This window comes from Methylobacterium sp. 37f, from assembly GCF_023093475.1.
Lineage (GTDB): Bacteria > Pseudomonadota > Alphaproteobacteria > Rhizobiales > Beijerinckiaceae > Methylobacterium.
In genome coordinates, this window is record NZ_JAGHKN010000106.1 from 1 (window position 1) to 640 (window position 640).

Genomic DNA, 640 nt, shown 5'->3' on the forward strand with positions numbered 1-640 from the left:
TGAAGAAGCCGTCCGGCGGCAGCGAGCCGTAGACCTCGTCGGTGGAGACGTGGAGGAAGCGGAACCCCGCCCTGGCCGTGCCCGAGAGCCCGTCCCAATGGCTGCGGGCGCCGTCGAGCATCACCTGCGTGCCGACCACGTTGGTGCGGATGAAGGCGCCCGGATCGGTGATCGAGCGGTCGACGTGGCTCTCGGCGGCCAGGTGCATCACGGCCTCGGGCCGGAAATCGGCGTAGAGGGCGTGGACCGCCTTCGGGTCGCAGATGTCGGCTTCCACCAGGCGGTGGCGGGGATCGTCGGCCAGGGGCTGGAGCGAGATCGGATTGGCCGCGTAGGTCAGCGCGTCCAGGGTGGCCACCTCGTGTCCGAGATCCTGCACCAGGTGCAGCACCAGGGCCGATCCGATGAAGCCGCAGCCGCCGGTTACCAGGATGCGCATGGGATGAACGGTCTCTCGTGAAGTCGGGACGGGCGGACGATCGGGCGGTGCGGCGCTGTCGTATCCGGCCGCGTCCCCCCCCTGTACAGGCTTCAGAAAAGCGGCGGAAGATCGGCCAGCCGTGGGGCGATCCGGTCCTTGGCCGAGAGCTGCGCGTCGGCGTCCGTCACCGGCCAGTCGATGCCGAGCGCCGGATCGTTC

1 protein-coding gene and 1 pseudogene are annotated in these 640 nt (G+C 69.8%); both read right to left on the reverse strand.

What is annotated here, in order from left to right:
- The coding region (locus J7U37_RS24840; RefSeq protein ID WP_247637485.1) for a GDP-mannose 4,6-dehydratase at positions 1-439 on the reverse strand (439 nt) is incomplete at its 3' end.
- A 92-nt stretch (positions 440-531) separates the two neighbouring features.
- Positions 532-640: pseudogene (locus J7U37_RS24845) on the reverse strand (dTDP-4-dehydrorhamnose 3,5-epimerase); the annotation flags it as partial.